Here is a 26,207-nt window from a genome sequence, read left to right as displayed (position 1 = left end):
GAACGGCAGGGACGCAAGCGGATGAGCGATGTGAAAGTGGGGATCATCATGGGCAGCCAATCGGATTGGCCCACGATGAAAGAAGCCGCCAATATCTTGGATGAACTGGGCATCGCGTATGAAAAACGCATCGTTTCAGCCCACCGCACGCCCGACCGTCTATGGGATTACGGCAAGACCGCCGCGTCGCGCGGTTTGCATGTGATCATCGCGGGCGCCGGTGGGGCCGCACATTTGCCCGGCATGATGGCATCGAAAACCCGCGTGCCCGTGATCGGCGTTCCGGTTCAGACGCGGGCTTTGGCGGGTGTCGACTCTCTGTATTCGATCGTTCAGATGCCGAAAGGGTTCCCTGTGGCGACCATGGCAATCGGCTCGGCCGGTGGGGCCAATGCGGGTCTGATGGCGGCTGGTATTCTGGCCTTGCAGGACAGTGCTCTGGCCGAACGGTTGGACGCGTGGCGTGAGGCTCTGTCCGCCTCGATCCCGGAGGAGCCTGTTGATGAGTGACGCTCTGAAACCCGGCGCCCGGATTGGAATCCTGGGCGGAGGCCAATTGGGCCGGATGCTGTCGGTCGCAGCCTCGCGCTTGGGGTTTGTGACCCATATCTTTGAGCCGGGCGCGAACCCGCCTGCGGCGCAAGTCGCCGACCGCGTGACAACCGCGCCCTATGACGACGCCGACGCGCTGCACGCCTTCGCCGACTCGGTCGATGTCATCACCTACGAGTTCGAGAACATCCCGACCGAGGCGTTGGACCTGTTGGAAGCCCACCGCCCAATCCGCCCGGGACGCGAGGCGCTGCGGGTCAGTCAGGACCGTTTGACCGAGAAGAATTTCTTGCAAGGCCTGGGCCTCAAAACAGCACCTTTCGCGGACGTCACCGATCTGGCGAGCCTGAATACGGCCATTGGGGAAATCGGCACACCCGCGATCCTGAAAACCCGCCGGTTCGGCTATGACGGCAAAGGCCAGGCCCGCCTGCGCGCGCCTGAGGACGCCGAGGCTGCTCTGGCCGATATGGCGGGCGCCCCCGCGATCCTTGAGGGGTTTGTGGACTTCTCACATGAGATCTCGATCATCGCGGCGCGCGGGCTTGATGGTCAGGTCGCTTGCTTTGACCCCGGTGAGAATGTCCACCGCGACGGCATCCTGCACACCACAACGGTCCCCGCCCGCCTGCGCCCGGCGCAACGGACGGATGCGGTACTGCTCGCGGCTAACATTCTTAATGCGCTGGACTATGTGGGCGTTATGGGGGTGGAGCTGTTCGTCACACCCGCGGGCCTGATCGTGAACGAAATCGCGCCTCGGGTGCATAATTCGGGCCACTGGACGCAGAATGGCTGCGCCGTCGACCAGTTTGAGCAGCATATCCGTGCAGTGGTCGGGTGGCCTTTGGGAGACGGGCAGCGGCATTCGGACGTGGCAATGGAGAACCTGATCGGCGACGATATGGACCGAGTGCCGGAACTGGCGCAGGAGCGGGACGTCGCCTTGCACCTGTATGGCAAGGCCGAGGTCAAGCCGGGACGGAAGATGGGTCACTTCAACCGCATCGCTCGCTGACGGAATTCGCGCATTTTGCGCGATGCCTCCGGCGGAGGTATTTTTGAACAGAAGAAGATGGGGCGGTCAGGCGAAAAATCTGGCCGCGATGTCGCCGGACATATGGCTAACACGCCCGCCAGCAAAGGTAGCGGCGACCCGGTGGGTTTTTGCATCCAGAATGACGATATCGGCGCGTTGACCCGGCATCAGCGTGCCCCGATCATTCAGGTCGAGAACCCGCGCGGGGCCGGATGAGACCAGCGCCCAGGCCGCCGCAAAATCCAGCAACCCGCTTTTTGCCAACATCAATGCGGCGCGGCGCGGGCTGGGGTAGTGGTAGTCCGAGGCCAGAGCGTCACACAGCCCCATAGCGATCAGGTCCAGCGCGCTGGCGTTGCCCTTGTGAGAGCCTCCGCGCACCACGTTGGGTGAGCCTAGGATGATGTAATCTCCGGCAGCGCAAGCGGCTTCGGCTGCAGCGAGGGTTTCGGGGAATTCAGCGATCGAAACACCGCGTTTAAGCCATCCTGCACGGGTCTCAGGCGTGGCATCATCATGGCTGCCCAAGCGCACGCCGCTTTGGGTCAACTGAGCGCAAAGCAAGTCAAGTGCGTCAGGGACTTCATCGCTGCGGGCATGCATGGATAGCAGCATCTTAAAATGCGCATCGGGGTTGCGCCCTGCTTTCAAAGCCTGCCCTGTCAGACGCGGAGGTTTCCGCCCTTCGGCCAGACGGTCATGCGGCAGGTGATCGTTGAAGACGACATAAGGCACCTGCCAATCTGAGATCTTTTGGGCCAGCCCGTCATAATCGTCCAGCATATGCGTCTCGAACCGCAATTGCGGGATCAGATCCGTGACGATGCTGTCCTTGACATCGGCAATCGCCTTGAACACCTGAGAGGCAAAGTCTGGCCCGCGTACCCCGCCCTCCCAGCTGTAGAACTGGGCCAGAACGCCGGTGGTGATCCCGTTGGCGGCAAGCTCGGCCTCGACTGACAAGATGCCTTCGTTCATCTGTTTCATGGCGCCGCGCCGCGGGGCGATGTGACGTTCAAACCCGTCCCCATGCAGGTCGATGATGCCGGGTAGAACCAGATAACCAGACAGATCAACGTGTCGCCCGGTCCGGTCGCCCTGCACCTCCCCTTCGGCAATTGACAAATCGGCACGCGACAACCCGGCCTCCGGCAGCAGAACCTCTGCTCCGGTCAACGTCAGTTCCAATGCCGTCATTCCGTGCGCTCCGAGTCCGGTTCCGAGCAATCCTGCCCGATACAGATCTCGTCAATCACGTCCATCACCCCATCGAGCCAAGTGATTTGCGGGTCGAACTGTCCGAACTCGATGAAGTGCAGTGCCTGGGCCATGACGCGAGGATTGTTCATAATGAAAGTATGCGTCACAGGCAGAACGATATGATCCGCCATACCTTCAACCCGGGTCGTCCGGATCGAAACTTTGCCATCGTCAGGCCCGTCTATCATTGACGAAAAGACCGGGTTCAGAGAGTTTTCACCCGCGATCACCCCAAGCTCGAACTCAACCGGAGGCAATTGGCGCGGGATACCCTCGGGACCTGTGCCCAACTGCAGCCCTGCCGGACCATTGAGGTAGCCGAACACCTCCCACGCGCCCAATTCATCCACCAGTTGGCTGCCCTGGTTAGGCGGCCCAAGCATGACAACGCGACCCAAATTCTCTGGTTCGTGATCCTGTAGCCAATAGCGCAACAGGATGCCCCCCATGGAATGCGCCACGACATTCGCGGTGTCGTCCCCGCATTCGGCGAACGCATCGGGCAGAGTTTGCTCGGCCAGTTCCGGAATGCCCAGATCGGTCGACGGGTAACCCGGTCGAATGACCGTGTAGCCATGCACCTCGAACAATTGCTCCATCACCGAAAAGGACGCCTCGGTCCGAGCCAGCCCGTGCAGCAGGATCACGCATTTCGCCTGGGCCACCGCCGGGAGGAATAGAAAAATTATAGCAAGCAGAACTCTCATACCCGCCAGATAAGGCCTATTTCGGCGCGAGGAAAGATGTGACCTCAGGTTCTACGCTGTACTGCCAGCGCGATCCCGCCCAAAACCAGCGCCGCGCCGATGATCAAGCGCATGCTTGCCAACTCATCCAATAGCAAAATCCCCGCAACGATTGCGATGACAGGGACGCTGAGCTGTACGACCGCAGCGACCGAGGGAGCAAGCTGCGGCAACGCGCGATACCAAAGCGCATAGCCGAGGCCCGAGGTCACGCCCCCGGACAGAGCCGCCAGAAAATAGCCAAACCCGGTGATCTGCCATGTGCCGCCCGCCACCAGCAAGGCCATAGCCGTGACGGGCAAGGCGACAACGAAATTGGCCGCTGTGCCTTCCAACGCGTTCGGTTCGGACCGCCCGGCCAAGGAATAGGCGGCCCAGCCGATCCCTGCCGTGACCATCAGAGCGGCCTCTAAGGCGTCCACCTGAACAGTCCCCGATGGCCAAAGCACATAGGCCAACCCGCCCAGCGCGACCGCTGCACCTGCCAATTGGCGCACCGTCGGGGTCGCTCCGGTCATAGCTCCGACTGCGAACATGGTGATCTGAACGACACCAAACAGGATCAACGCCCCCAACCCGGCGTCCAACGTCAGGTATGCCACAGAAAAGCCAATCATATAGAGAGACAGTGAACCCGCCCCGATAATCCGACGTGGTGAGCGAAGCGGCAGAACCCCGCCTTTCAAAAGAACCAACACGGCTAGAACCACCGCCCCCGCAAGAACACGGACAACGGCGAACCCCGCAGGATCACTCGCCCCGCTCTCAATCGCCAGCCGGTTCAGAATCGAATTGGCCGCAAAGGCGCACATGGTCAGGGAGGTCAGAAGAAAAAGTCTCATGAATCCCGCATAGCGCGTTGGCCAAGCTTTGCACACTCACTTTCCGGATACGTGCAACGTCCAGTTCTCTTCTGTTCAAAAATACGTCCGCCGGAGGCATGGCCGCGCAGCGGGCATTCCAAACGCAAACGGGGCCGCCCAAAGGCGACCCCGCTCGTAAGCACTATGGCCTAAGCAGCTTACATCATGCCGCCCATGCCGCCCATGTCGGGCATGCCGCCAGCAGGTGCCGCGCCTTCTTTGGCGGGCTTGTCAGCAACCATTGCTTCGGTGGTGACCAGCAGACCAGCAACCGAGGCCGCGTCTTCCAGCGCGGTACGGACAACTTTGGCCGGGTCAATCACGCCGAACGAGAACATGTCGCCATATTCTTCGGTCTGCGCGTTGAAGCCGAACGATACATCGCCGGATTCACGGACTTTGCCCGCAACGACCGCACCGTCAACACCTGCGTTCTCGGCGATCTGGCGCAGCGGCGCTTCGATCGCTTTGCGAACGATGTTGATACCGGCGTTCTGGTCAGCGTTTGCACCTTCCAGAGTTTCTAGTGCTTTGCCGGCCTGAACCAGAGCAACACCACCGCCGACGACAACGCCTTCCTGCACAGCAGCGCGGGTCGCGTTTAGAGCATCGTCCACACGGTCCTTGCGCTCTTTCACTTCAACTTCGGTCATGCCGCCGACGCGGATAACAGCAACACCGCCTGCCAGTTTGGCAACGCGCTCTTGCAGCTTCTCACGGTCGTAGTCCGATGAGGTTTCTTCAATCTGAGTGCGGATCTGAGCAACACGTGCTTCGATCTCGGCTTTCTCGCCAGCACCGTCAACGATGGTTGTTTCGTCTTTGGTGATCTCGATCTTCTTGGCGGTGCCCAGCATGTCCATGGTGACGGACTCGAGCTTCATGCCCAGATCTTCCGAGATGACCTGACCGCCGGTCAGGATCGCGATGTCCTGCAACATGGCTTTACGACGATCGCCGAAGCCCGGTGCTTTGACAGCAGCAATTTTCAGGCCGCCGCGCAGTTTGTTGACAACCAGAGTTGCCAGCGCTTCACCTTCAACATCCTCAGCAATGATCAGCAGAGGCTTCTGCGACTGGATCACCTGCTCGAGCAGCGGAACCATCGGCTGCAGCGAGGACAGTTTCTTTTCGTGCAGCAGGATCATGCAGTCGTCGAGTTCTGCGATCATCTTGTCTGCGTTGGTGACGAAGTAAGGCGACAGGTAGCCACGGTCGAACTGCATACCTTCGACAACATCGGTCTCGGTTTCCAGACCTTTGTTTTCTTCGACGGTGATAACACCTTCGTTGCCAACCTTCTGCATCGCGTCTGCGATCTGCTGGCCGATTTCAGCTTCGCCGTTGGCCGAGATTGTGCCAACCTGAGCAACTTCTGCCGAGTCTTTGACTTCACGCGACGCGTCTTTGATGCCTGCAACAACTTTGGCAGTCGCCAGGTCGATGCCGCGCTTCAGGTCCATCGGGTTCAGGCCAGCTGCAACCTGCTTCAGACCTTCGCGAACGATGGCTTGGGCGAGAACGGTTGCGGTGGTGGTGCCGTCGCCGGCTTCGTCATTGGTGCGGCTGGCGACTTCTTTCACCATCTGCGCACCCATGTTTTCGAACTTGTCTTCCAGTTCGATTTCCTTGGCAACCGAAACACCGTCTTTGGTGATGCGCGGCGCGCCGAAGGATTTGTCCAGAACCACGTTGCGGCCTTTGGGGCCGAGGGTCACTTTAACAGCGTCGGCCAGGATGTTCACACCTGCCAGCATGCGGTTACGGGCATCGGTGTCGAATTTGACGTCCTTTGCAGCCATGTCGTTTCTCCTTGAGAAATAAGTTGTAAATGAAGATCAGAGTGAAGCGCGGCGGCTTACTCGATGATCCCCATGATGTCGCTTTCTTTCATCATCAGCAGCTCTTCGCCGTCGACCTGAACCTCGGTGCCCGACCATTTGCCGAACAGGATCTTGTCGCCAGCTTTGACCGCCATTGCGATCAACTCGCCGCTGTCCTTGCGTGCGCCTTCGCCGGTTGCGACGACTTCGCCTTCGCTGGGTTTTTCTTTCGCGCTATCAGGAATGATCAGGCCGCCTGCGGTTTTCTCTTCGCTTTCTGTACGGCGAACCAGCACACGGTCATGAAGCGGTTTCAGTGCCATCTTTGTAGCTCCTTGGGCTCAAAGTTTATCTATCCTCCCCTCGCCGACTGGCGAGGCGTTAGCACTCAAGGGTAGAGAGTGATAACGACGCATAGCTAGGGGGTGCAAATCCCCGAGTCAACAAGCTGTGATGGATTTTTTTCGACCCAGACCCTCAATCAGGCTGGTCCCAACTATAGGCCCAGTGCTTCAAGCCCTCCTGCCCCGCATCCGTCAGGGCATAAACACCTTTTTCGACCTTGTCGAACCAGCCGTAGTGATTGGTGCGCATCAACCGCGTGGCCTTGGCCACGCCCGTCGACTTCGCGACCTCGGCCCCTTTGCAGGCGCCATGTTCGGCGAGATGGGCCGCGCATTTCAAAGCATCCTGGCGATAGGCGGTGACAATGCCGTGCCGCGTTGCGCCGCCAGAGTTCGGGTCGCCTTGTAACCGATCAAATTCGCGCAGCATCCGGCCCGCTTTAGCCTTGTTCTTGCGCGGGGCATAGGGGCCGGGATCGCACTGCACCTCGACCGCTCCGTCCGCGCGCACGGTGATCAGGCCCAAGCCCAACCTGCGGCAGAGCGCCAGATTGTCCCGCAACGCACGACGCGCGGTACGTCCGGTTGGCTTGCTGACGCCCAGATAGACCTGATCCGTGATCCTGAACCGCGCGACGGCCTGATGGAACAAAGCCAGCGAAAAGCGCAGCTTCAACTCGACAATCACCGGCTCAGACCCGTCGCGCATGGCCATGATGTCGGCTGCGCCAACCTCACCTTTTACGGTATAACCCTGCCTCTCGAACAATGCCTTGATGGGGGGATAAAGATCCTGCTCGCGCTCCATCTCCCAATGCTATGCGTTTCGTGTCAAAATACCAGATGGGTCGCCTTGAATATGCTGCATTTGGATGCCTAAATCTTATGTCGTCTTTTTGACCAACCGAGGAAGGACCGCCTATGCGCTTGATGGCCCTTTTTTGACTATTGCTTCTGCCCATGACGGCACATGCCGCCTGCGAAGGTCACGACCTGCGCCCCCTGATGTCAGAAGAGGATCAGGCCGCCCTGCAACACTCCCTTGCCTCGGTCCCCTACCCCGAGGGCAATCACTGGATCGCCACCAAGGGCGACACGACCCTGCACCTGATTGGAACACTGCACACCAACGATGCACGCATGGGGCCGGTCGTCGAACGGCTGACGCCCATCGTAGCCCAGGCAGACGCGATCTATTTCGAGGTCACCGAGGCCAAAATGGAAGCGTTCGAGCAAGGCTTGGCCAATGACCTGAGCCCCGTGATGATCACCGAAGGCCCCACCCTGATCGACCTGATGAGCGCCGAGGACTGGGCGGGCCTCTCGGCGTCTTTGGCCGAGCGCGGCATTCCCAGTTGGATGGCGGCCAAAATGCGGCCCTGGTTTCTGAGCATGATGCTGGGCATCCCGCCCTGTCTGATGCAAAACCCGGATGCGAACCATGGCATGGATGCCCGCCTGACAGATGTGGCCGAGGCGCACGGAATCCCCCAACACTCGCTGGAGCGGATCGAGGATCTGATGGCGATGTTCGACACGCTTTCGCTGGAACAACAGGTCGACTCACTCGTCCGCCTGTCCGGAGCGATGCAGGCCGATGCAAACCACCTCGCCACGATGGCCAATGCGTATCTCGAGGAAAAACATGCGCAGATCCTGCAACTGGCTCGGATTCAGGGGTTCGAGGCTTCGGGCCTGTCGCAAGAGGATTACGACGCGGAATGGGCGCAGTTCGAACAACAATTGCTGGTAGATCGCAATAACAGTTGGATGGACCATATCCTCCGTATTCAAGACCAAACGGCCGTGATCGCTGTTGGTGCCGGGCATCTCAGCCAGACATACGGCTTGCTCTCGCTTCTGGAAAAGGAAGGCTACACGCTGACGCGGGCGCCGTTCTGAATTCTCAGCATGTCAGACCTTCAGTCGCATGGGCCCGCAAGCAGGTGACAAGCCATGACTTGCGCCCTATAAGGCGCGCAAATTTCCAATCCGCAGGACGCTGACATGACAACCCTAGTATTTGGTCACAAATCTCCCGATACCGATTCCACCGGCTCTCCGATTCTGTGGGCGTGGTACCTGAATGAAATCAAAGGCGAGCAGGCTGAACCCGTGCTGCTGGGCGAGCCTAACACCGAAGCCGCCTTCATGCTGCAGCGCTGGGACCTGCCCAAGCCGCGCATCATCGAAGATGTAGAGGCGGATGCTCCGGTTGTCATCGTCGACACCAACAACCCGGCCGAGCTGCCCGACAGCGTCAACCGCGCTGACATCCGCGCCATCATTGACCACCACAAACTGGTTGGCGGTCTGGAAACAAAAGGGCCAATCGACATCACCGTGCGCCCTCTGGCCTGCACCGCGACCATCATGGTCGACCTGATGGGTGATACCGCCGCCAAGATGCCCGAAGCCATCAAAGGCGCAGCGTTGACCTGTATCCTGTCGGACACGCTGGAATTCCACTCTCCCACCACCACCGCGCATGACCGCGAAGTGGCCGAGAAACTGGCAGCGGAACTGGGTCTGGATGTATCGGCCTATGCAGCCGACATGTTCGCGGCGAAATCGGATGTGTCCTCGTTCTCGGATGCCGAACTGATCCGCATGGACAGCAAGGAATATGAAGTCGAAGGCACCAAGTTCCGTGTCTCTGTTCTGGAAACCACCGCTCCGGGCGTTGTTCTGGACCGCAAGGACAGCTTGGCCGCGTCGATGGTTGACGTAGCAAAGGAAGACGGCGTCGATCAGGTGCTGCTGTTTGTGGTCGACATCCTGAACGAAGAAGCCACCCTGCTGGTCCCGAACGATCTGGTCAAATCCGTCGCCGAGAAAAGCTTCGGCGCATCGGTCGACGGCGACGCCGTCGTCCTGCCCGGTATCATGAGCCGGAAAAAGCAGATCATCCCGAACCTCAAGGTCTGAAACCTTACCCCAGGGCGCCCCAAGCGGGCGCCTTTTTTATGCGAGGCTCTGCCTCGCGCTCCGGGATATTTATAGCCAGATGAAGTGCGTATCCCCTGCTTCTTCTGTTTCAAAATACCTCGGGGGAGTCGCGACTTGCCGCGGCGGGGGCTGCGCCCCCTCTGGCAAAACGTGTCAAGCTCTGCCATAGGCTTGGCTGTCCGCAGACCATGCCAAAGGGAATCCCATGACCCAGATCATCTCCGCACTCCACGAGATATCCGACCGTTACAAAGTGCTTTTTGTCGACCTTTGGGGCTGTGTTCACAATGGGATCACTGCGTATCCAGAAGCGGTAGCCGCACTGCAGACCTACCGCTCGAAAGGCGGTTTCGTTGTTCTGGTGACAAACTCACCGAAACCGCGCGCAGGTGTCGCCGCGCAGCTTTCGCAGTTTAACGTCCCCGCCGACGCCTATGATACCATCGCCACAAGCGGAGATTCAGCTCGTTCAGCCATGTTCCGCGGAACAGTAGGCGAAAAGGTTTACTTCATGGGCGAATGGGAACGCGATGCGGGGTTTTTTGAGCCGCTGAAGCTGTTGGACCATCCTGTTCATATCGAGCGCGTCCCTCTGGATCAGGCCGAGGGGATCGTCTGCTGCGGGCCGTTTGATACGATGGCCGATCCCGACGTCAATCGTCCGCACTTTCTCTATGCCAAGCAAAAAGGCATGAAGCTGCTATGTGCGAACCCTGACATCGTGGTCGATCGAGGCGAAGTACGGGAATGGTGCGCGGGCGCTTTGGCGAAGCTTTACACCGAGATGGGTGGCGAGAGCCTGTATTTCGGCAAACCCCATCCTCCGATCTATGATCTGGCGCGTCGTCGCATGCAGGAAATGGACGTAGACGTCTCGGACAGTGACATCCTGGCCATTGGGGATGGCCCGCATACCGACATCCTGGGCGGTATGGGAGAGGGAATCGATACGCTCTTTATCTCAGGCGGGTTGGCCGCGGCCGAGACGAAAACGTCGCACCACCCCCACGCAGAATCCCTAAGCGACTATATAGAAAGGGAAAAGATCAATCCCACCTATACAATCGGGCGTTTGCGGTAGTCATTTTTCACTTGATTTTCTGCAGTTGCGAAGTAATAAAGTTGCCAACGGATGGCCGATGGTAGACTTTTATTACTCGGCGGATTTCAAGTGAGGGCACCATGTTGGACAATCTTCCACGCGGAACGATCTGTATTGAAGACATCGAGATGGGCATGTCCCGCCACCTGCGCAAAGTGGTGACGGATGAAGATATCGAGATGTTCGCGCAGGTCTCGACTGACCGGAACCCTGTGCATCTGGATGATGACTACGCCCGCGATACGATCTTTGAGGGCCGCATTGCGCATGGGATGCTCACGGCCGGTTTGATCTCGGCCGTGATCGGCGAGCAACTGCCCGGTCATGGGACGGTCTACATGGGCCAGTCACTGAAGTTCCTAGCTCCGGTCCGCCCCGGCGACATGGTCTATGCCGAGGTCAAGGTGATCGACATTGATTTTGCCAAACGCCGCGTGAAGCTGGACTGTCACTGCGCAGTCGATGGTAAGAAGGTTCTGGTCGGCGAAGCCATGGTCCTTGCCCCATCGCGTAAGTTCGACTGAGCGAGTAGACACGCACCCCTGCCACAGAGGGGTTTAATCCCTGCAGCAATGACCGGCGCGCTGCAACGGTCATTGCTGAACCGAACGACACACTGCCACTCACCATCCGAGCGGGTCGAATTGTCCGAAATTCTCGAAGGTCACGCTTGAACATACTGTTGATGAACAGTACCCAAAGCGCATGCAGATCATCCGGGACTTCCAGTATATCGAGCCAGAAGATCGCGGCGCCAGCGTGGCGATCGGGAACTTCGATGGCGTCCATGTGGGGCATCAGTCGGTTATCGAGCTGGCGCGCAATGCGGCTCCGAATGCGCCTCTGGGCGTGCTGACGTTTGAACCGCATCCGCGTGAGTATTTTGCACCCGATGCGCCTCCGTTTCGATTGATGCGCGGAAACGCTCGGGCACACCGGCTTGAGAAGCTGGGCGTACAAAAGCTTTACGAACTGCCCTTCAATGCCGCTTTGGCCGGGCTGACCCCCGAGGAATTCGCGCGCAATGTGATCTGCGACGGTTTGGGCTTGTCTCATATCGTTGTGGGTGCCGATTTCTGCTTTGGCAAAGGGCGGGTTGGAACGGCGCAGGACATGGTCCGCTTTGGCGAGCAAATGGGGTTCGGCGTGACCATCGCCCCTTTGATGGAGCGTTCCGAAAACGTCGTCTCTTCGACCGCGGTCCGAACCGCGCTCAGCGAAGGCCGCCCCGGCGATGCGGCGACCATGCTGGGCCATTGGCACCGCATCGAAGGCGAGGTCATCGGCGGCGAGCAGCGCGGACGCGAGCTGGGCTTTCCCACCGCTAATATGTCGATCGAGGGCCTGCACCCACCAAAGTTCGGCGTCTATGCCGTTCTGGTGGATGTGCTGGACGGCCCAAACAAGGGCTCCTACCAAGGCGCGGCGTCGATTGGCGTACGCCCCATGTTCAATGGTGAGGTCCCCAATATTGAGACTTTCCTGTTTGATTTCTCCGGCGATCTATACGGTACAACCCTCTCGGTCGGGTTGGTCGAGTTCCTGCGCCCTGAAATGAAGTTCGATGGTCTGGACGGGCTGATCGCCCAGATGGATGCCGATTGCGCGAAATCACGCGACATTCTGGCCGCGCGATGAGCGTGGATCCGATCAACCGCGCGGGCCTGCCCCCGCGCTTTTGGGAACGCAAACCCCTGCGCAAGATGAACAAGCGCGAGTGGGAGGCGCTCTGCGATGGGTGCGGCAAATGTTGCCTGAACAAGCTGGAAGACGAAGACACTGGCGAGGTCGCGCTGACCTGCGTCGCCTGCCGCCTTTTGGACGATGAAAGCTGCCGTTGCACCCAGTATGACATCCGGCACCAGTTCGTGCCCGAATGCATCGTCATGACGCCAGAAAACATCGACTCACACGCCTACTGGCTACCCCAAACCTGCGCCTATCGCCTACTGTGGGAGGGTAAGCCTCTCTATGATTGGCACCCCTTGCTGTCTGGCACAGCCGATAGCGTTCATGCCGCCGGCGTCTCGGTTCAGGGGCGTACCGTGTCCGAGTTCGAGACCCCCATGGAAGAGTGGGAAGACTATATCATTGAGGAGCCGACCTGATGTATTTCGCTTCCGATAATTCCGGGCCTGTCCATCCGCAGGTACTGGCAAAACTGGCCGAGGCCAATCAGGGCTATCAGATGGCCTATGGGGCTGACACGCTGATGAATGAGGTCCGGGACCGCCTTCGCAGCATTTTCGAAGCCCCCGGCGCGGCGGTCTATCTGGTGGCGACCGGAACGGCAGCGAATTCACTGGCGCTGGCCACCCTCTCCAACCCGTGGGAGACGATCTTCTGCTCTCCGGTCGCGCATATCCACGAGGATGAATGCAATGCGCCCGAATTCTATAGCGGAGCGAAGCTGACCCTGGTACCCGGCTCCGACAAGATGACCCCCGAGGCCCTGCACCGAACGATTTCGGTAGAAGAAACGCGTGGTGTGCATGGACCGCAACGAGGACCGGTGTCCATCACACAAGTGACCGAGCGAGGGTCGGTTTATTCGCTGGACGAATTGCAAGCGCTGTGTGCGGTTGCGAAGGAGTATGACCTGCCGGTGCATCTGGATGGGGCGCGGTTCACGAACGCTCTGGTCGCGTTGGGATGTTCACCGGCAGAGATGACATGGAAGGCCGGCGTGGATGCGGTCAGCTTTGGCGGGACCAAGAACGGGTTGATGGGCGTCGAGGCGGTGATTTTCTTCGACGAATCCAAAGCATGGGAATTCGAGCTGCGCCGCAAACGCGGGGCGCATTTGTTCTCGAAACACCGGTATCTGTCCGCCCAGATGGCGGCTTATCTGGAGGACGATCTGTGGCTGACATCGGCGCGCCAGGCGAACGCGAACTGTGCCCGTTTGGCAGAGGGTCTACGCGCCAAAGGAGCCGATTTCCTGCATGAGCCACGGACCAACATGATCTTCGCCTCCTTCCCGCGCGCCAAACACCGCCAGCTTCATGCGGCGGGCGCGGTCTATCACCTGTGGGGGGCGCAGTTGGAAGGTGCGGATGAAGCAGAGCCTCTGCCCTGCCGTCTGGTCTGCGACTGGTCGATCAGCCATGACCAGATCGACCAGTTCTTATCACACCTGTAGGCTTAGCCTTTCAACTCGGCCAAATGTTGGTCAAGGTCGTCAAGGCTGTCCTGCCCCCAGAACCGCTGACCATCAGGTGTGATGTAGAAGGGCGCGCCGAAGGCCCCGCTCTCCACGGCCTCTTCCAGATTGGCGGCGTAGGTCTCGGCCCCCACCAACAGGCCGCTATCGGCCAGATCGGCATCGAACCCGGCTTGCGTCAGGCAATCACGGATCACGTCGTCCTGCGCGACGTCTTTCCTGACTTCCGACATTTTTTCGTATAAGTCATTGATATTATTATGCCTTGGTTGCCAAAAGGCACTACACGGACTTTTTTCGCCAGCGATTGTTTCGGAGTGTTGAGGGAGCTCAGGCTTTGGTCTGGCCAGTTTTTCGGGTGCGCCCGGGGGGTATCTTGAAAGGGGCTTCGTTCCAGGTCAGGCCGACGCAGGTGAGGATGCGTCTGGCATCGACCGTGGCATGGCTTGGCATGCCGTAGCGGTCAGGGGTGCCTTTGTGGCGCAGGATCGAGAGCTGCAATGCGTTCAACTCGTTGCGGATACGAGCCGGGCTCATCGGGTGTCCGAGCAGGTCCAGATGCTTGCGCAGGTGCTGCAGGCAGCAGAAGGCCATGTAGCAGATGGCGATATGGGCCCGGACCCGACGCGGCGACCAGTGATAGATGGGCCGGATTTTCAGATCGTGCTTGTTGGTGCGGAAGCAGGCTTCGATCTCCCACAACTGGTGATAGCGGGCAATGACGTCCTGTGCCTCCAGTTCGTCCGCACCATGAACAACAATGGCATGCAGCCCGTCCCATTGTGCCGCTGCCTTGATCTTTGCATCATCCAGCGTGACGTCCCCGCTGTCGGGGAAGGCCAGGAAGCGGCCATATCCCCGGCTGCTGAAGCTGCCGGGTTTGCGAGAGCGCTTGAGCTTCTTGTGCAGCTTTTCGATTGCCTTGTCGCGCTTGTGGGCATCATTGCGTGCCCGGGTGGGTGACCAGGTCACAATGACCCGCGCTCCCTCCTGGTCGATCACCTTGTACCAGCCCTTCTCGGTTGCCTCTTCAGAACCGTGTCCAGCCCAAGGCTGGCGTCCCTCCGGGCTCAAAATGTTCGCCTTCACGGCGGCCGGGGCGGACTTCATGCGATAGCCGAGGATGTAGGGCAGACCCTTGTTCTGCAACATCTGCTGGTTGTCCTTGCTGAGCATGGCGGCATCGGCCACGAACGTGACCCTGGCCACGTCGAAGCGTCCCTCCAACGCCTTCAGCGCAGCTTCCAGCGTATGACCTTCCCAGGTGTTTCCCGGGAAGAGTTCATAGCCCACAGGCAGCCCATCGGAGGTGACGATCAGCGCCAGCATGACCTGAGCGCGGTGATGCTTGCCATCCTTGCTGAAGCCCTTGGCCAGAAGATGATCCTGCTCGACCCCGTCCGCATCCTCGGCCGGGTCCTCGCGCTCGGTGTCAAAGGCCAGGGTCGTGCAATCGTAGAACAGCACGGTCACTGGCCCGCCCAGCAACTTCTCTGCCGCCGCGTGAGAGGTTTTGCAAATCCCGTCTATCACCGGCGTATTGATGTAATCCATGCTCCGATAGACCACGTCCAGATTGAGCGTGATGCCTGCCTGGTTCTCCAACGCCTCCACGGTCGCGCGCTTGCTCTCGGGCTGTGCGATCCGCGCCATAACCAGCTCTTTCACAATGCGATTGGCACTTTTACGCGCCGCCCCCAGAAGGGCCCCCCAACCCAGTTGGTCATACATCGTCCCCATGACATCCCGCAGACCCAGAGAGACCCGCGCCTCCTCACGGCACTCGGCAAGATCAACGCCAAGCTTGTCCGGCCGCGGAGCGCGGCGCACCAGCGCCTGCAGATCGGCATATTCCGTGGGCGTGAACAGTTCCATTTGCGGCGAGCGATCAATGCGTAATTGCTCCATCAAGCGGCCCGCCAGACGCTTGATATCCTCAATCTCGCTGTCGTTATGGGCCACACCCACATGGCGCAGGATCTTCTGGCGTACCTTGGAGCCGGTGCGGACGGATTCAACGATCTGGATCCGTGTGCGGTTGAGCTTTGCGTCATGTTTGGTGCGGATGAACATGGGCGAAGAGGTTAGCCATCTGAAGGCCCATGTCAATACTTTTTATAATAATGGGGCACTACAACGCGCCTCTGAGCAACCACACCTGAAAACAAACCAAAAACCCAGTCAGATCAACAAAAAGGTCGGAAGTCAGGGGTTGCGAAGGAGTATGACCTGCCGGTGCATCTGGATGGGGCGCGGTTCACGAACGCTCTGGTCGCGTTGGGATGTTCACCGGCAGAGATGACATGGAAGGCCGGCGTGGATGCGGTCAGCTTTGGCGGGACCAAGAACGGGTTGATGGGCGTCGAGGCGGTGATTTTCTTCGACGAATCCAAAGCATGGGAATTCGAGCTGCGCCGCAAACGCGGGGCGCATTTGTTCTCGAAACACCGGTATCTGTCCGCCCAGATGGCGGCTTATCTGGAGGACGATCTGTGGCTGACATCGGCGCGCCAGGCGAACGCGAACTGTGCCCGTTTGGCAGAGGGTCTACGCGCCAAAGGAGCCGATTTCCTGCATGAGCCACGGACCAACATGATCTTCGCCTCCTTCCCGCGCGCCAAACACCGCCAGCTTCATGCGGCGGGCGCGGTCTATCACCTGTGGGGGGCGCAGTTGGAAGGTGCGGATGAAGCAGAGCCTCTGCCCTGCCGTCTGGTCTGCGACTGGTCGATCAGCCATGACCAGATCGACCAGTTCTTATCACACCTGTAGGCTTAGCCTTTCAACTCGGCCAAATGTTGGTCAAGGTCGTCAAGGCTGTCCTGCCCCCAGAACCGCTGACCATCACGTGTGATGTAGAAGGGCGCGCCGAAGGCCCCGCTCTCCACGGCCTCTTCCAGATTGGCGGCGTAGGTCTCGGCCCCCACCAACAGGCCGCTATCGGCCAGATCGGCATCGAACCCGGCTTGCGTCAGGCAATCACGGATCACGTCGTCCTGCGCGACGTCTTTCTCTTCAGCCCAACAGGCCCGCAGCAGGGATTGGCATAGTTTACCCACATCCCCCGATCCAGCTTTGGCCGCCGCAATCACAGCGTAAGAGGACGGAGCCATATTGGTCGGCCAATGCGCCGGTTTCAGGTTGAACGGTACGCCTAACTTTTTCGCGACCCGCACCAGATTCTGTGCGCGGTATTCAATGCGGGAAATATGCCGGTCTTTTGGTGGCGTGCCGCCCGTGCGCCCGAAAAGCGCCATGATGTCCAGTGGTTTGTAATTGATCGTCGCACCATGCTTGGCTGCGATCTCCTCCAGCCGTGTGCCCGCCAGATAGGTATAGGGTGAAATTGTCGCAAAATAGTAGTCAATCTGGGTCATCTGCACTTTCTCCGCTGCGTTGTCTTTGCGGAACGGTAAGGCCATGCTAAGCGGTGTCAACATCACGAATCTGTCACATTGCCAACGCTGCCCGGGGACTCCAGCCGATGCCGACACTCCACGAACCCAAGCTGATTGCTGGGAACGCTAACCTTCCGCTTGCCGAAACCATATCGCGCCGCATGAGCCTTTATCGCGGCGTTGATCAGGGTCTGGTCGACGCCCGCGTCGAGCGCTTCAACGATGGCGAGATCTTCGTCGAGGTGTTCGAAAACGTCCGTGGCGAGGATATGTTCATTATCCAACCGACCTCAAACCCGGCGAATGACAACCTGATGGAGCTGCTGATCATCGCCGACGCGTTACGCCGCTCGTCCGCGCAGCGCATCACCGCTGTTATCCCTTACTTTGGCTACGCCCGTCAGGACCGCCGCACCAAGGCGCGCACACCGATCTCGGCCAAGCTAGTCGCCAACATGCTGACCGGCGCAGGGATCGAGCGGGTTCTGACCATGGACCTGCACGCGGCCCAGATTCAGGGCTTTTTCGATATCCCGGTGGACAACCTTTATGCCTCACCGATCTTTGCCTTGGATGTGAAGAACCAGTTCAAAGACAATATGGACGAGATCATGGTGGTCTCGCCCGACGTTGGCGGCGTGGCCCGCGCGCGCGAACTGGCCAAGCGGATCGAAGCCCCCCTGTCGATCGTCGACAAACGCCGCGAAAAGGCCGGTGAAGTGGCTGAGATGACCGTGATCGGCGATGTCAAAGACAAGATCTGCCTGATCGTCGATGACATGTGCGACACCGCCGGCACCCTGTGCAAAGCGGCGCAGGTGCTGCTGGACAACGGCGCGAAAGAGGTCCACTCCTACATCACTCACGGCGTCATGAGCGGCCCCGCGGTCGAACGTGTGACGAATTCGGTGATGAAATCCCTGGTTCTGACCGACACGATCCAGCCGACAGATGCGATCCTGAAAGCCAAGAATATCCGCATCGTGCCGACCGCGCCGATCTTCACCCAGGCCATCCTAAACATCTGGAACGGCACCAGCGTCTCGTCCCTGTTCGAGGACAAGACCCTGACCCCAATCTATGAATCCATGTACCAGATGGACTGATCTGACGGGGCGGCTTGCGATAGCCGCCCTTTTCTTTTTAGCAGCGGCAGATTAGGACGCCCCTGCCCTTTCTCTACCACCATACAGCGGGACAGCGTTCTTATGACTGACACCAAACGCGTCGTTCTTTCCAGCGACCACGCCGCCATCGACCTGCGCCAGACCCTAGCCGCACATATCGCCCAAGCCGGGTGGGAGGTCGTCGATATCGGCCCCACCACGCCTGAAAGCACGCATTACCCTCTGCACGGCAAGGCTGCGGCTGAACGTGTCGCCTCGGGCGATTGTGCGTTGGGTATTCTGCTGTGTGGCACAGGCCAGGGGATCATGATGGCAGCGAACAAGGTTCCGGGTATCCGCTGTGGCGTCTGCTCGGATACGTTCTCGGCCCGGATGATCCGCCAGCACAACAACGCCAACATGTTGTCCATCGGTGCGCGCGTCATTGGCGAGGGTCAGGCCCTCGATATCGTAGACGCGTTTCTGACGGCCGAGTTCGAAGGCGGCCGCCATGCGACACGCGTGGACATGATCGAAGACTGATCAAAGCATTGGCCCGCATGACCTGCGGGCCATGGCACCGGCCTCATGAGATGTCCCAATCATCCTCGTAGGCAACTTCACCAATAGCCGTCCATGAGGCGCGGATACGCGCGATCTTCGTGTCGGACCATGTTCGAAACACAGCCGTGAACCCTTCGGCCGTGATCTCTTCGGCCTGAACCTCTGCGCGCAGGGCCGAGGATGTATCCACATCCCACAAAGATACTCCGATCTGGATCACCGGGGCTGACCTGAACGGCTGACTGAATTTCACCGGGGAACGACGCTCACGCGGGCCATTGCCTGTCCACATGTCACCGCCGTTGGAAAAGTCCGAGAACAGAACCGTCTCGCCTTGATCAATACCTATGGGATGGGTCCGAAAAGTCTTCATACTTTTATGTCTTTAATTCGTAATTAACGGAACTTATTCCACAGATATCCTACAATCACGACAAAAAAACGGCCCCGCGAAAGCGAGGCCGTTCAATTCTTCTGCAGGTGAACCTGTTACAGGCTCATATGCGTTCCAAGGGCTTCCATATCGGCCAGCAACTTGGCGGCTTCGTCAACGATGGACTGGTCATCGCCTTCCTTGGCCGCATCATGCGAGGCACGCGCGTCGGCGATCAGGTCATCGAGATGCGACCGGGTCACTTCAGCAACCGGAATGGCCTTTTCGGCCAGAACCGACAGGCCATCACCGTTAATCTGAGCAAACCCACCGGTCACCAAATATTCGCTGGTCCCTTCGGGTGCGTCGACCTTCAATAGCCCTGGGCGCAGCGTGGTAATCGTGGGGGCATGATCGGGCATTGCCGTCATATCCCCGTCCGCGCCGGGAATCTGGACCGCGGTGGCCGCGAGCGAAGCAAGGCTCCGCTCGGGGCTGACGAGGTCGAATTGCATTGTGTTTGCCATCAGGGATACTCCTTAGGCGGCTTCTGCGGCCATCTTCTCCGCTTTGGCGATCACTTCGTCGATCCCGCCAACCATCAGGAAGGCCGCTTCGGGCAGGTGATCGTATTCGCCAGCCACAACAGCTTTGAACGATGCGATGGTCACGTCCAGAGGAACCTGAACGCCGGGCGAACCGGTGAAGACTTCGGCAACGTCGAATGGCTGCGACAGGAAGCGTTCGATCTTACGGGCGCGTGCAACGGTCAGTTTGTCTTCTTCCGACAGTTCGTCCATGCCGAGGATGGCGATGATGTCCTGCAGCGACTTGTAGCGCTGGAGGATCTGCTGAACGTCGGTCGCAACCGCGTAGTGCTCTTCACCAACGATGGCCGGGTCCAGCAGACGCGACGACGAGTCGAGCGGGTCAACAGCCGGGTAGATACCCTTTTCCGAGATCGCACGGTTAAGAACGGTGGTCGCATCCAAGTGCGCAAACGAGGTCGCCGGCGCGGGGTCGGTCAAGTCGTCCGCAGGCACGTAGATCGCCTGCACCGAGGTGATCGAGCCCGACTTGGTCGAGGTGATGCGTTCTTGCAGAGCACCCATGTCGGTCGCCAGTGTCGGCTGGTAGCCCACCGCCGAAGGAATACGACCCAGCAGAGCCGAAACCTCGGAGCCCGCTTGCGTGAAGCGGAAGATGTTGTCGACGAAGAACAGAACGTCGGTACCGGACTGGTCGCGGAACTGCTCGGCCAGGGTCAGACCTGTCAGAGCAACACGTGCACGCGCACCCGGAGGTTCGTTCATCTGACCGTAAACCAGCGCAACCTGCGATTCCGACAGGTTGTCAGGCTTAATAACGTTCGATTCGATCATCTCGTGGTACAGGTCGTTCCCTTCACGGGTCCGTTCACCAACGCCCGCAAACACCGAGAAGCCCGAGTGCACTTTTGCGATGTTGTTGATCAGTTCCATGATCAGAACGGTTTTACCAACGCCGGCGCCGCCGAACAGGCCAATTTTACCGCCTTTGGCGTAGGGGGCCAGCAGGTCAACAACCTTGATGCCGGTGACCAGGATTTCCGACTCGGTCGACTGTTCGTCGAACTCGGGTGCAGGCTGGTGGATCGCGCGGGCTTCGGTTGCTTCAACCGGGCCTTTTTCGTCGATCGGCTCGCCAACAACGTTCAGGATGCGGCCCAGAGTTGCGTTACCAACCGGAACCGAGATCGGTGCGCCAGTGTCGGTTACAACTTCGCCGCGGACCAGACCTTCGGTCGCGTCCATCGCGATGGTGCGGACGGTGTTTTCACCCAGGTGCTGAGCAACTTCCAACACCAGGCGCTTGCCGTTGTTGGTGGTTTCCAGCGCGTTCAGAATTTCAGGCAACTGATCTTCGAACTGCACGTCGACGACGGCCCCGATGATCTGTGTGACTTTGCCTTTTGCATTCGCCATGTTTCGTCTCCGGTTTTCTTACAGCGCTTCGGCGCCGGAAATAATTTCAATCAGCTCGTTGGTGATCACGGCCTGACGCGAGCGGTTGAACTGGATCGTCAGCTTGTCGATCATCTCACCCGCGTTGCGTGTTGCGTTGTCCATCGCGGACATCCGTGCACCCTGTTCAGACGCTCCGTTTTCGAGCAGAGCCGAGAAGATCGCGGTCGCAACCCCCTTGGGCAGCAGGTCAGCCAAAATGGCCTCTTCGCTGGGCTCGTAGTCGAAGATGGCACCGCTGTCGTCACCTGCCGCTTCGTCCTCGAACGAGGCGGGGATAACCTGCTGTGCCGTCGGGATCTGGGTCACAACGTTGACGAACTTCGAATAGAAGATCGTGGCAACATCGAACTCACCCGCATCGAAGCGAGACAGGACGTCCTTCGCGATGTCTTGCGCATTGGTGTAGCCAATACGTTTGACTTCGCTCAGGTCGACATGACCTACGAACAAATCGCCCAGATCGCGCTTGAGCGCGTCGCGGCCTTTTTTGCCGACGGTCAGAACTTTGACCGTTTTGCCTTTGCCGCGCAGCTCTTCCGCTTTGGCACGGGCAAGCTTTGCGATGTTCGCGTTGAAGCCGCCACACAGGCCGCGTTCAGCTGTCATCACAACCAGCAGATGGACATCATCACTGCCCGTACCACGGAGCAGCTTGGGGGCGCTGTCGCTACCCCCGACCGAAGCCGCCAGCCCCGCCATCACGGCATTGAACCGCTCGGCATAGGGGCGCGAGGCTTCAGCAGATTCCTGGGCGCGGCGCAGTTTTGCAGCCGCGACCATCTGCATGGCCTTGGTGATCTTGCGGGTCGATTTGACCGACTCGATCCTGTTTTTAAGGTCCTTCAGACTAGGCATCGGAACCTCCTCTTATGCGAAGGTCGCGGCAAATTCGTCGATCGCTGCCTTGATCTTGTCGGACGCTTCACCTTTGATCTTCGGATCTTCGTCGGTTAGCCATGTCAGCAGGTCAGCATGCTTGCCGCGCAGATGCGCCAGCAGACCGGCCTCATAGCGGCCAACATCCGATACGTCGATCTTGTCGAGGTAACCGTTGGTGCCGGCGAAGATGACGCAGACGATTTCCGCGTTGGTCAGCGGCGAGTACTGCGGCTGTTTCATCAGCTCGGTTAGACGCGCACCACGGTTCAGCAGCTGCTGAGTTGCGGCGTCGAGGTCCGAACCAAACTGCGCAAACGCAGCCATTTCGCGGTACTGAGCCAGTTCCAGTTTCACCGGACCAGCAACCGATTTCATCGCGTTGGTCTGAGCCGAGGAGCCCACACGCGAAACCGACAGACCGGTGTTCACAGCAGGACGGATACCTTGGTAGAACAGCTCGGTTTCCAGGAAGATCTGACCGTCGGTGATCGAGATCACGTTGGTCGGAATAAACGCCGAAACGTCACCACCCTGAGTTTCGATAACCGGCAGTGCGGTCAGCGAGCCTGCACCGAAATCTTCGTTCAGTTTCGCCGAACGCTCCAGCAGGCGGGAGTGGAGGTAGAAAACGTCACCCGGATATGCTTCACGGCCCGGCGGGCGGCGCAGCAGCAGGGACATCTGACGATAGGACACAGCCTGCTTGGACAGGTCATCATAGATGATCAGCGCGTGGCGGCCATTGTCGCGGAAGTATTCCGCCATCGCGGTCGCGGCGTAGGGCGCCAGGAACTGCATCGGCGCCGGGTCAGACGCGGTCGCGGCAACAACGATCGAGTATTCAATCGCGCCGGACTCTTCCAGTTTCTTCACCAGCTGTGCAACGGTCGAGCGCTTCTGACCAACCGCAACGTAAACGCAGTACAGTTTCTTCGACTCGTCGTCGCCTGCTGCGTCGTTGTAAACTTTCTGGTTCAGGATGGTGTCCAGAGCAACGGCAGTTTTACCGGTCTGACGGTCACCAATGATCAGTTCACGCTGCCCACGGCCGATCGGGATCATCGCGTCGACCGATTTCAGGCCGGTTGCCATCGGCTCGTGTACCGATTTACGCGGGATGATGCCGGGGGCTTTAACGTCTGCAACGCCACGCTTGGTTGCGTTGATCGGGCCTTTGCCGTCCAGCGGGTTGCCCAGACCGTCAACAACGCGGCCCAGCAGCTCGTCACCGATCGGAACGTCCACGATCGAGTTGGTGCGCTTGACGGTGTCACCTTCTTTGATGTCACGGTCAGAACCGAAGATAACGACACCAACGTTGTCGCTTTCCAGGTTCAGGGCCATGCCCATGATGCCACCGGGGAATTCGACCATTTCACCGGCTTGCACGTTGTCCAGGCCGTATACACGGGCAATCCCGTCACCGACGCTCAGCACGCGGCCGATCTCGGCCACTTCGGCTTCCTGACCAAAATTCTTGATCTGGTCCTTCAGGATTGCAGAAATCTCTGCAGCTTGGATTCCCATTTATCCGACCTCTTTCATTGCATTCTGTAGGGAGTTCAGCTTCGAACGGATCGAGCTATCGATCATTTTCGAGCCCACTTTAACGACAAGACCGCCGATGAGGCTTTCATCCACGGTCGCATTGATAGTCACGGTCTTGCCCACACGCTCGGACAGCGTCTTGGACAGTTTCTCCATTTGCGTCTTGGTCAGCGCTTTGGCCGAGGCGACATCGGCGGTCACTTCGCCGCGCTCTTCGGCCAGCATGTCGCGCAGGACCTGCACCAGCTGCGGCACCACAAACAGGCGACGCTTCTGCGCCATCAGACCCAGCGTGTTGCGCAGGATGGCGTTCAGGCCCATCTTGTCAGCAACAGCGGCAATGGCGTTTTCCTGTTCGGCGCGGGAAACCAGCGGAGATGCGATCAGGTCGCGCAGATCGGCGCTTTCGCCCAGTGCAGCTGCAAGATCATTGATGCCGGATTCCAGACCTGCGAGGTCTTTGTTCTCTTTTGCGATCTCGAAAATCGCGGTGGCATAGCGCTCGGCGATGCCTGTGGAAATCGAAGCTGGTTCGGACACGTCCACCCTTCCGATACTTAGGCCCCGAAAACCGCGCGCGCAGCCAACCCGGGGGCGTGAAGATACCCCGTCCTTGAAGGGCGGGGATCAAAATCACCGGGGATGTATCAGAGGTGCTTCCACCAAGCAATACGCGATAGCGGTAACTGAATTATCCACAAAACGTTAGTTTTCATAGGCTTAACCCAAGTGCGACCGTTTGGACCCCTTGGCGCAGTTGAAAAATGTTACTGATTTGCAGGTTTTTGCGATTCCTGTGACCTTTTTCCCGCATTTTTTCCCAATGACTGCGCGGAATCGTCACGCCGGCTTCAGCAAACCGTCCAGCGCCTTGATCGGACGTTTCACCTTGTCCTTGGTGACCGTACCGCTTGGCGGGCGGATCAGCTTGCTGACCTCAACCATTAGCACGCCTCCGGCCATAATGGTGGGAATACGCTGGCCGGTTTTTTCGATCAGGCTACCCGATTTTAGCCAGAACCGTCGGAACGAGGGCGGCAGATACAGCGCGGAACAGTGGTTTTCAGGCACGAAATGATGGCTGCGCAGAAGGTTCTCAAGTTGCGTGGCCGAATATGGGTGACCAAATCCGAACGGTGTCCGGTCGGATCGCGACCACAGCCCCGCCCGGTTCGGCACTACAAAAAGCGCCCTCCCCCCCGGCCCCAACACGCGCCAGCATTCCTCAAGCACCTTGCTGGGCTGTTCCGAGGTCTCAAGCCCGTGCATCACCACCAGCTTGTCCACGTGGCCCGTCTCAATCGGCCAGAGCGTTTCTTCGGTCAGGACGGACACATTGGGCATCCCGGCAGGCCAGGGCATCACCCCCTGAGGGCCGGGCATCAAACCGATAACCCGCCGCGCATCGGCGAGGTAGGGCCGCAGAAGAGGGACCGCAAAGCCAAATCCGGCCACAGTCTGGCCCTTCGCCTCGGGCCAGAGGTCGATCAGCCGACCACGAATCGCAGCCTGCGCCGCACGGCCCAGCGTGCTGCGATAGTAGAAATTCCTCAGATCCTGCACATCAAGATGCATTGCGGACACCCGGTCAATCGGCTTAGCTGAGGCGCAGTCTAGCAACGAAAGGGCAAAAGGCCATGCCTCTTGAGATCGTAACCATCCCATGTCTCAGCGATAATTACGCGTTTCTTGCGCATGATGCCCAGAGCGGCGCGACCGCGCTGATCGACGCACCCGAAGCCGGGCCCATCCTGGCCGAGTTGGAGGCGCGCGGCTGGGCCCTCAGCCATGTCTTGCTGACCCATCACCACTGGGATCACGTCGATGGGCTGCCCGGAATTCTTGAAAAACACCCGGCCAAGGTGATCGGAGCAGCAGCTGATGCACACCGCCTGCCCCCGCTCGACCAACAAGTCAGCGACGGTGAGAACTTTGAGATCGCAGGTGAGCCAGTTCAGGTAATGGATGTCTCGGGGCACACTTTGGGTCACGTCGCCTATTACATGCCGCAAAGTGCCGCTGTCTTCACTGCGGATAGCCTGATGGCGCTGGGATGCGGGCGCTTATTCGAAGGCACGCCAGAGCAGATGTGGCGATCACTAAGCAAGCTTGCGGCGCTGCCGGATGACACGCTGGTCTGTTCGGGCCACGAGTACACCCAGTCTAACGCCAAATTCGCCGTCACTGTCGACCCAACCAACACGGCGCTACAACAGCGCGTCGTCGATATCGACCGCGCGCGCGCCGCGGGGCAGCCCACGGTGCCCTCGAAACTGGGTCTGGAAAAAGCAACCAACCCGTTCCTTCGAGCCGAAGATCCGGCGATTCTTGCCCATTTGGGCATGGAAGGCGCGGACCCGGTTGCTGTTTTTGCCGAGATCAGGGGTAGAAAAGACAATTTCTGATGCCTATTTGACCATCCTCACGGCCACTCTCACAACAAATGTGACTGTCAAGTGAAAGAAAACCCTTGAAGCCGGGCGTCGATCAAC

General features: G+C 59.2%; 29 protein-coding genes and 1 pseudogene. 14 read left to right on the top strand and 16 right to left on the bottom strand.

What is annotated here, in order from left to right; genetic code table 11:
• Positions 1-21 precede the first annotated feature (21 nt).
• Complete coding sequence (gene purE, locus ACOERD_RS00405; RefSeq protein ID WP_419737658.1) at positions 22-510, top strand: 5-(carboxyamino)imidazole ribonucleotide mutase; 489 nt, start codon at positions 22-24, stop codon at positions 508-510.
• Positions 503-1,570 carry a 5-(carboxyamino)imidazole ribonucleotide synthase gene (locus ACOERD_RS00400; RefSeq protein WP_419737657.1) on the top strand — a complete coding sequence of 356 codons (1,068 nt, stop codon included), beginning with the start codon at positions 503-505 and terminating at the stop codon, positions 1,568-1,570. Before purE ends, ACOERD_RS00400 begins: the two co-directional genes overlap by 8 nt.
• Positions 1,571-1,636: 66 nt before the next feature.
• Here the strand turns inward: ACOERD_RS00400 and ACOERD_RS00395 are convergent, their stop codons facing one another.
• The 6 genes from ACOERD_RS00395 to ACOERD_RS00370 all read right to left on the bottom strand — a co-directional run bounded on the left by ACOERD_RS00395 (position 1,637) and on the right by ACOERD_RS00370 (position 7,435).
• A complete protein-coding gene (locus ACOERD_RS00395; RefSeq protein ID WP_419737656.1) occupies positions 1,637-2,788 on the bottom strand; it encodes an alpha-D-ribose 1-methylphosphonate 5-triphosphate diphosphatase in 1,152 nt (383 codons plus the stop codon).
• The gene (locus tag ACOERD_RS00390; RefSeq protein ID WP_419737655.1) at positions 2,785-3,558 is read right to left on the bottom strand and encodes an esterase/lipase family protein; all 774 of its coding nucleotides are present in this window, start codon (positions 3,556-3,558) and stop codon (positions 2,785-2,787) included. Before ACOERD_RS00390 ends, ACOERD_RS00395 begins: the two co-directional genes overlap by 4 nt.
• A 44-nt stretch (positions 3,559-3,602) precedes the next feature.
• Positions 3,603-4,439: a DMT family transporter gene (locus ACOERD_RS00385; RefSeq protein ID WP_419737654.1), complete on the bottom strand. Its 837-nt coding sequence runs from the start codon at positions 4,437-4,439 to the stop codon at positions 3,603-3,605.
• 179 nt (positions 4,440-4,618) lie between these two features.
• Positions 4,619-6,262, bottom strand: coding sequence for a chaperonin GroEL (gene groL / locus ACOERD_RS00380; RefSeq protein WP_170374649.1), 1,644 nt, complete (start codon positions 6,260-6,262; stop codon positions 4,619-4,621).
• 56 nt (positions 6,263-6,318) lie between these two features.
• Positions 6,319-6,606, bottom strand: a complete 288-nt coding sequence (groES, locus tag ACOERD_RS00375; RefSeq protein WP_170352338.1) for a co-chaperone GroES — start codon at positions 6,604-6,606, stop codon at positions 6,319-6,321.
• A gap of 154 nt (positions 6,607-6,760) precedes the next feature.
• Positions 6,761-7,435 carry a DUF2161 domain-containing phosphodiesterase gene (locus tag ACOERD_RS00370; protein ID WP_419737653.1) on the bottom strand — a complete coding sequence of 225 codons (675 nt, stop codon included), beginning with the start codon at positions 7,433-7,435 and terminating at the stop codon, positions 6,761-6,763.
• A gap of 152 nt (positions 7,436-7,587) precedes the next feature.
• Here ACOERD_RS00370 and ACOERD_RS00365 point away from each other — a divergent pair, with 152 nt between their 5' ends.
• The 7 genes from ACOERD_RS00365 to ACOERD_RS00335 all read left to right on the top strand — a co-directional run bounded on the left by ACOERD_RS00365 (position 7,588) and on the right by ACOERD_RS00335 (position 13,820).
• Positions 7,588-8,529, top strand: coding sequence for a TraB/GumN family protein (locus tag ACOERD_RS00365; RefSeq protein ID WP_419737652.1), 942 nt, complete (start codon positions 7,588-7,590; stop codon positions 8,527-8,529).
• A 105-nt stretch (positions 8,530-8,634) separates the two neighbouring features.
• Positions 8,635-9,555 carry a manganese-dependent inorganic pyrophosphatase gene (locus ACOERD_RS00360; RefSeq protein WP_419737651.1) on the top strand — a complete coding sequence of 307 codons (921 nt, stop codon included), beginning with the start codon at positions 8,635-8,637 and terminating at the stop codon, positions 9,553-9,555.
• Between the two features lie 226 nt (positions 9,556-9,781).
• Entirely contained in the window at positions 9,782-10,657 is an 876-nt protein-coding gene (locus ACOERD_RS00355) for a TIGR01459 family HAD-type hydrolase (protein ID WP_419737650.1), read from the top strand.
• A 101-nt stretch (positions 10,658-10,758) separates the two neighbouring features.
• Entirely contained in the window at positions 10,759-11,202 is a 444-nt protein-coding gene (locus tag ACOERD_RS00350) for a MaoC family dehydratase (protein ID WP_074736482.1), read from the top strand.
• Positions 11,203-11,383: 181 nt separating this feature from the next.
• A complete protein-coding gene (locus tag ACOERD_RS00345; RefSeq protein WP_419737649.1) occupies positions 11,384-12,316 on the top strand; it encodes a bifunctional riboflavin kinase/FAD synthetase in 933 nt (310 codons plus the stop codon).
• Positions 12,313-12,786: a YcgN family cysteine cluster protein gene (locus ACOERD_RS00340; protein ID WP_170555861.1), complete on the top strand. Its 474-nt coding sequence runs from the start codon at positions 12,313-12,315 to the stop codon at positions 12,784-12,786. Before ACOERD_RS00345 ends, ACOERD_RS00340 begins: the two co-directional genes overlap by 4 nt.
• Positions 12,786-13,820, top strand: a complete 1,035-nt coding sequence (locus tag ACOERD_RS00335; protein ID WP_419737648.1) for a threonine aldolase family protein — start codon at positions 12,786-12,788, stop codon at positions 13,818-13,820. Before ACOERD_RS00340 ends, ACOERD_RS00335 begins: the two co-directional genes overlap by 1 nt.
• 2 nt (positions 13,821-13,822) lie before the next feature.
• Here ACOERD_RS00335 and ACOERD_RS00330 read toward each other — a convergent pair whose 3' ends face one another.
• Positions 13,823-14,095, bottom strand: a complete 273-nt coding sequence (locus ACOERD_RS00330) for a DsbA family protein (protein ID WP_419737716.1) — start codon at positions 14,093-14,095, stop codon at positions 13,823-13,825.
• A gap of 76 nt (positions 14,096-14,171) precedes the next feature.
• On the bottom strand, positions 14,172-15,914 hold the full coding sequence (locus tag ACOERD_RS00325) for an IS1634 family transposase (protein ID WP_419737624.1): 1,743 nt from the start codon (positions 15,912-15,914) through the stop codon (positions 14,172-14,174).
• On the opposite strand from ACOERD_RS00325, the gene ACOERD_RS00320 reads away from it, so the two are divergent.
• Positions 15,907-16,143 (top strand): hypothetical protein, encoded by a 237-nt coding sequence (locus ACOERD_RS00320; RefSeq protein WP_419737647.1) that lies wholly within the window; start codon positions 15,907-15,909, stop codon positions 16,141-16,143. The genes ACOERD_RS00325 and ACOERD_RS00320 overlap by 8 nt on opposite strands.
• A pseudogene (locus ACOERD_RS00315) lies at positions 16,050-16,613 on the top strand (threonine aldolase family protein); the annotation flags it as partial. The gene ACOERD_RS00320 and the pseudogene ACOERD_RS00315, both read left to right, overlap by 94 nt.
• Positions 16,614-16,615: 2 nt before the next feature.
• Here the strand turns inward: ACOERD_RS00315 and ACOERD_RS00310 are convergent.
• Complete coding sequence (locus ACOERD_RS00310; RefSeq protein ID WP_419737646.1) at positions 16,616-17,218, bottom strand: 2-hydroxychromene-2-carboxylate isomerase; 603 nt, start codon at positions 17,216-17,218, stop codon at positions 16,616-16,618.
• A 107-nt stretch (positions 17,219-17,325) separates the two neighbouring features.
• Between ACOERD_RS00310 and ACOERD_RS00305 the strand changes: the two genes are divergently transcribed.
• Both ACOERD_RS00305 and rpiB read left to right on the top strand, forming a co-directional pair.
• On the top strand, positions 17,326-18,345 hold the full coding sequence (locus tag ACOERD_RS00305; protein ID WP_170637503.1) for a ribose-phosphate pyrophosphokinase: 1,020 nt from the start codon (positions 17,326-17,328) through the stop codon (positions 18,343-18,345).
• A gap of 102 nt (positions 18,346-18,447) precedes the next feature.
• A complete protein-coding gene (gene rpiB / locus ACOERD_RS00300) occupies positions 18,448-18,888 on the top strand; it encodes a ribose 5-phosphate isomerase B (RefSeq protein WP_170527241.1) in 441 nt (146 codons plus the stop codon).
• Between the two features lie 43 nt (positions 18,889-18,931).
• Here the strand turns inward: rpiB and ACOERD_RS00295 are convergent, their stop codons facing one another.
• From ACOERD_RS00295 to ACOERD_RS00265, 7 genes are all read right to left on the bottom strand, one after another.
• Complete coding sequence (locus tag ACOERD_RS00295; protein ID WP_419737645.1) at positions 18,932-19,282, bottom strand: H-type lectin domain-containing protein; 351 nt, start codon at positions 19,280-19,282, stop codon at positions 18,932-18,934.
• Between the two features lie 116 nt (positions 19,283-19,398).
• Positions 19,399-19,809 (bottom strand): F0F1 ATP synthase subunit epsilon, encoded by a 411-nt coding sequence (locus ACOERD_RS00290; RefSeq protein ID WP_419737644.1) that lies wholly within the window; start codon positions 19,807-19,809, stop codon positions 19,399-19,401.
• 12 nt (positions 19,810-19,821) lie between these two features.
• A complete protein-coding gene (gene atpD / locus ACOERD_RS00285) occupies positions 19,822-21,246 on the bottom strand; it encodes a F0F1 ATP synthase subunit beta (protein ID WP_170460468.1) in 1,425 nt (474 codons plus the stop codon).
• Positions 21,247-21,264: 18 nt separating this feature from the next.
• A complete protein-coding gene (locus ACOERD_RS00280; RefSeq protein ID WP_170374620.1) occupies positions 21,265-22,143 on the bottom strand; it encodes a F0F1 ATP synthase subunit gamma in 879 nt (292 codons plus the stop codon).
• 12 nt (positions 22,144-22,155) lie between these two features.
• Positions 22,156-23,694, bottom strand: coding sequence for a F0F1 ATP synthase subunit alpha (gene atpA, locus ACOERD_RS00275; protein ID WP_170374618.1), 1,539 nt, complete (start codon positions 23,692-23,694; stop codon positions 22,156-22,158).
• Positions 23,695-24,255, bottom strand: coding sequence for a F0F1 ATP synthase subunit delta (locus ACOERD_RS00270; RefSeq protein WP_170374616.1), 561 nt, complete (start codon positions 24,253-24,255; stop codon positions 23,695-23,697). It lies immediately after the preceding gene.
• Positions 24,256-24,555: 300 nt separating this feature from the next.
• The gene (locus tag ACOERD_RS00265) at positions 24,556-25,290 is read right to left on the bottom strand and encodes a methyltransferase domain-containing protein (RefSeq protein ID WP_170374614.1); all 735 of its coding nucleotides are present in this window, start codon (positions 25,288-25,290) and stop codon (positions 24,556-24,558) included.
• 62 nt (positions 25,291-25,352) lie between these two features.
• Between ACOERD_RS00265 and gloB the strand changes: the two genes are divergently transcribed.
• Positions 25,353-26,120 carry a hydroxyacylglutathione hydrolase gene (gloB, locus tag ACOERD_RS00260; protein WP_419737643.1) on the top strand — a complete coding sequence of 256 codons (768 nt, stop codon included), beginning with the start codon at positions 25,353-25,355 and terminating at the stop codon, positions 26,118-26,120.
• Positions 26,121-26,207: the final 87 nt, after the last annotated feature.

It is taken from the genome of Ruegeria sp., assembly GCF_965199275.1.
Lineage (GTDB): Bacteria > Pseudomonadota > Alphaproteobacteria > Rhodobacterales > Rhodobacteraceae > Ruegeria.
This window is presented reverse-complemented; position numbering and strand designations above follow the sequence as displayed.

Bases quoted from the DNA above. Each gene is read 5' to 3' on its own strand.
- purE (WP_419737658.1), top strand. From the start codon at position 22: ATGAGCGATGTGAAAGTGGGGATCATCATGGGCAGCCAATCGGATTGG.
- ACOERD_RS00400 (WP_419737657.1), top strand. From the start codon at position 503: ATGAGTGACGCTCTGAAACCCGGCGCCCGGATTGGAATCCTGGGCGGA.
- ACOERD_RS00395 (WP_419737656.1), bottom strand. From the start codon at position 2,788: ATGACGGCATTGGAACTGACGTTGACCGGAGCAGAGGTTCTGCTGCCG.
- ACOERD_RS00390 (WP_419737655.1), bottom strand. From the start codon at position 3,558: ATGAGAGTTCTGCTTGCTATAATTTTTCTATTCCTCCCGGCGGTGGCC.
- ACOERD_RS00385 (WP_419737654.1), bottom strand. From the start codon at position 4,439: ATGAGACTTTTTCTTCTGACCTCCCTGACCATGTGCGCCTTTGCGGCC.
- groL (WP_170374649.1), bottom strand. From the start codon at position 6,262: ATGGCTGCAAAGGACGTCAAATTCGACACCGATGCCCGTAACCGCATG.
- groES (WP_170352338.1), bottom strand. From the start codon at position 6,606: ATGGCACTGAAACCGCTTCATGACCGTGTGCTGGTTCGCCGTACAGAA.
- ACOERD_RS00370 (WP_419737653.1), bottom strand. From the start codon at position 7,435: ATGGAGCGCGAGCAGGATCTTTATCCCCCCATCAAGGCATTGTTCGAG.
- ACOERD_RS00365 (WP_419737652.1), top strand. From the start codon at position 7,588: ATGACGGCACATGCCGCCTGCGAAGGTCACGACCTGCGCCCCCTGATG.
- ACOERD_RS00360 (WP_419737651.1), top strand. From the start codon at position 8,635: ATGACAACCCTAGTATTTGGTCACAAATCTCCCGATACCGATTCCACC.
- ACOERD_RS00355 (WP_419737650.1), top strand. From the start codon at position 9,782: ATGACCCAGATCATCTCCGCACTCCACGAGATATCCGACCGTTACAAA.
- ACOERD_RS00350 (WP_074736482.1), top strand. From the start codon at position 10,759: ATGTTGGACAATCTTCCACGCGGAACGATCTGTATTGAAGACATCGAG.
- ACOERD_RS00345 (WP_419737649.1), top strand. From the start codon at position 11,384: ATGCAGATCATCCGGGACTTCCAGTATATCGAGCCAGAAGATCGCGGC.
- ACOERD_RS00340 (WP_170555861.1), top strand. From the start codon at position 12,313: ATGAGCGTGGATCCGATCAACCGCGCGGGCCTGCCCCCGCGCTTTTGG.
- ACOERD_RS00335 (WP_419737648.1), top strand. From the start codon at position 12,786: ATGTATTTCGCTTCCGATAATTCCGGGCCTGTCCATCCGCAGGTACTG.
- ACOERD_RS00320 (WP_419737647.1), top strand. From the start codon at position 15,907: ATGAACATGGGCGAAGAGGTTAGCCATCTGAAGGCCCATGTCAATACT.
- ACOERD_RS00325 (WP_419737624.1), bottom strand. From the start codon at position 15,914: ATGTTCATCCGCACCAAACATGACGCAAAGCTCAACCGCACACGGATC.
- ACOERD_RS00310 (WP_419737646.1), bottom strand. From the start codon at position 17,218: ATGACCCAGATTGACTACTATTTTGCGACAATTTCACCCTATACCTAT.
- ACOERD_RS00305 (WP_170637503.1), top strand. From the start codon at position 17,326: ATGCCGACACTCCACGAACCCAAGCTGATTGCTGGGAACGCTAACCTT.
- rpiB (WP_170527241.1), top strand. From the start codon at position 18,448: ATGACTGACACCAAACGCGTCGTTCTTTCCAGCGACCACGCCGCCATC.
- ACOERD_RS00295 (WP_419737645.1), bottom strand. From the start codon at position 19,282: ATGAAGACTTTTCGGACCCATCCCATAGGTATTGATCAAGGCGAGACG.
- ACOERD_RS00290 (WP_419737644.1), bottom strand. From the start codon at position 19,809: ATGGCAAACACAATGCAATTCGACCTCGTCAGCCCCGAGCGGAGCCTT.
- atpD (WP_170460468.1), bottom strand. From the start codon at position 21,246: ATGGCGAATGCAAAAGGCAAAGTCACACAGATCATCGGGGCCGTCGTC.
- ACOERD_RS00280 (WP_170374620.1), bottom strand. From the start codon at position 22,143: ATGCCTAGTCTGAAGGACCTTAAAAACAGGATCGAGTCGGTCAAATCG.
- atpA (WP_170374618.1), bottom strand. From the start codon at position 23,694: ATGGGAATCCAAGCTGCAGAGATTTCTGCAATCCTGAAGGACCAGATC.
- ACOERD_RS00265 (WP_170374614.1), bottom strand. From the start codon at position 25,290: ATGCATCTTGATGTGCAGGATCTGAGGAATTTCTACTATCGCAGCACG.
- gloB (WP_419737643.1), top strand. From the start codon at position 25,353: ATGCCTCTTGAGATCGTAACCATCCCATGTCTCAGCGATAATTACGCG.